General features: G+C 62.3%; 2 protein-coding genes and 1 pseudogene. All 3 read left to right on the top strand.

What is annotated here, in order from left to right; all coding sequences use genetic code 11:
- Nucleotides 1–251 (top strand): annotated as a pseudogene (locus L9Z73_RS28665) (acyl-CoA dehydrogenase family protein); the annotation flags it as partial.
- A 215-nt stretch (nucleotides 252–466) separates the two neighbouring features.
- Nucleotides 467–1,894, top strand: a complete 1,428-nt coding sequence (locus L9Z73_RS28660) for an LLM class flavin-dependent oxidoreductase (protein WP_247408171.1) — start codon at nucleotides 467–469, stop codon at nucleotides 1,892–1,894.
- Nucleotides 1,895–1,925: 31 nt separating this feature from the next.
- A partial coding sequence (locus L9Z73_RS28655; protein ID WP_247408168.1) for an acyl-CoA dehydrogenase family protein occupies nucleotides 1,926–2,763 on the top strand: 838 nt, incomplete at its 3' end.

Below are 2,763 nucleotides of genomic sequence, written 5' to 3'. Positions count from 1 at the left end.
CCGAGGAGCGCGCGAACCTCGCCCTGGCCATCGGCAGCGCCAAGGTCCATGCCACCCGAGTCGGCCTGGACCTGAGTTCGAGGCTGTTTGAGGTGACAGGCGCCCGCGCCACCCACGCCTCGCGGCGCTTTGATCGCTACTGGCGAAACCTGCGGACCCAAACCTTGCACGACCCGGTGGACTACCGCATCCGCGAACTCGGCGAGTGGGCCTTGAAGCAGAAACCGCCGACGCCGAGCTTCTATTCCTGAGGCTCGCGATCACGGCCAGGCAGGGTCGGTGTTCGCCAGCGTTCACCAAAACAACAAAGTGTTGCCCCAGTGATAGGCACCCAGCCCAAAAGCCGGAAAAAACCCAGGCATTACAGCCTTTTAGCACTCGGCATGAACTATGCAACCACCCCCTTAAACCACGATTGAACCGCCGTGCGTGCCCCATGAATCAAGACAACTGGAGTTAATCGACTATGGCTTCCCGCATAATCCTCAATGCGTTTGAAATGACCTGCGTGAGTCATCAGGCTGCGGGCACCTGGCGTCACCCAGACAGCCAGGCATGGAAATACAAAGACCTCGATTACTGGGTCGAGTTGGCCAAGCTGCTTGAGCGCGGCTATTTCGACTCGGTGTTTATCGCCGACGTCGTCGGCGTCTATGACATCTATCGCGGCTCGGTGGAAACCTCCCTGCTCGACGCCGACCAGGTGCCGGTCAACGATCCGTTCTTTCAAGTGCCAGCCATGGCCACCGTCACCAAGCACTTGGGCTTTGGCGTGACCTCGGCGCTGACCTATGAACAGCCTTACGCCCTGGCGCGAAAGTTCTCGACCCTCGACCACCTGACCAAGGGCCGCGTGGCGTGGAACGTGGTGACCTCGTACCTCAACAGCGCGGCGGTCAACCTGGGCCTCAAGCAACAGATTTCGCACGACGAACGCTATGACATCGCCGATGAGTTCCTGGACGTGACCTACAAACTGTGGGAAGGCTCCTGGGATGAAGACGCGGTGCTGCGTGACCGTGAACGCGGGATCTTTACCGACCCGAGCAAAGTCCACCCGATCGGCCACAAGGGCAAATACTACGATGTGCCGGGCATCCATTTGTCCGAGCCGTCGCCACAGCGCACCCCGGTGATTTTCCAGGCCGGCGCCTCCAGCCGTGGCCGGGCCTTTGCCGCCAAGCACGCCGAAGGGGTGTTCATCAGCCCGGCCACCGCAGAACAGGCGCGCGAGGTGTCCGATGACATCCGCAACCGCGCCGTGGAAGCGGGCCGTAGCCGTGATTCGGTCAAGGTGTTCACGCTGTTGACGGTGATCACCGCTGAAAGCGATGAAGCCGCGCAAGCCAAATACCGCGACTACCTGAGCTATGCCAATGGCGAAGGCATGTTGTCGTTTTATGGCGGCTGGACCGGCATCGACTTTTCCGAATACGACCCGGACCAACCCCTGGAGGCGATCGACAACGACAGCATCCGCTCGGTGCTGGAACTGCTCGCCACCGCCGACCCCGACCGCAAGTGGACGCCGCGCGACATCATCAAACACCGCAGCATCGGCGGCCTGGGCCCGGTGTTGGTGGGCGGCCCGAAAACGGTGGCCGACGAGATGGAACGCTGGGTGGACGTCGGCGGTATCGATGGCTTCAACCTGGCCTATGCGATCACCCCGGGCACGTTCGAAGACCTCGTCGAGTTCATCGTTCCGGAGCTGCAACGCCGGGGCCGTGTCCGCACCTCCTATGAGGGCGACACCCTGCGCGAAAACCTGCTCGACGGCACTTCGCCGTATGCCGCAGACGACCATCCGGCGGCACGTTATCGCGGGGCATTCAAAACCGGCGCCAACGCCACCGATCACACCAAACCGTCCACATTCTCTGACCTGACTTGACGCTTATCTGCGCTGAAGAGGAATCCATTCCATGTCCAGTTTCGCCACGCTGAACACACTGTCTGTCGGTACTGATTACGACGCGCTCGCCGCACGTTTTCGACCGATCTTTGCGCGTATTGCCGAGGGCGCGGTCGAGCGCGAACGCAGCCGCACGCTGCCGTTCGAACCGATCAAATGGCTCAAGCAAGCCGGGTTCGGCGCCGTGCGTGTACCGGTCGAATTCGGCGGGGCCGGCGCCTCGCTGCCGCAACTGTTCCAACTGTTGATTGAACTGGCGGCCGCCGACTCCAACGTGACGCAAGCCCTGCGCGGGCATTTTGCGTTTGTCGAAGACCGCCTCAACGCCCAGGCATTCAGCCCGCAGAACGCCTGGTTCGAGCGGTTTGTGGCCGGGGAGCTGGTCGGCAATGCCTGGACCGAAGTCGGCGACGTGAAGATCGGCCAGGTGATTACCCGAATCAGCCGCCAGGGCGAGCAATGGGTCGCCAACGGCACCAAGTTCTACAGCACCGGCAGCCTGTTCGCCGACTGGATCGACCTCTACGCCCAACGGGACGACACCGGTGCCGATGTGATCGCAGCGGTCCGCGTGCAGCAACCGGGTGTGCGGCAAAGCGACGATTGGGATGGCTTCGGTCAGCGCACCACTGGCAGCGGCACTTCCGTGTTTGAAAACGCAGTGGTCGAAGACGACCACCTGATCGACTTCTCCACGCGCTTTAAATACCAAACGGCGTTTTACCAACTGACCCTGCTGGCCGTCCTGGTCGGGTCGGGGCAGGCGGCCGTGCGAGAGGTGGCCCAACAGGTCCGTGTTCGCGCCCGGGTGTTCAGCCATGGCAATGCGCCGGCGGCGCGTGACGATG

Origin of the sequence: Pseudomonas emilianonis (assembly GCF_023072625.1) — a bacterium.
Taxonomy (GTDB): Bacteria; Pseudomonadota; Gammaproteobacteria; order Pseudomonadales; family Pseudomonadaceae; genus Aquipseudomonas; species Aquipseudomonas paraveronii.
Note: the sequence above shows the minus strand (reverse complement) of the source record. Positions and strands in the feature narration are given on the sequence as shown.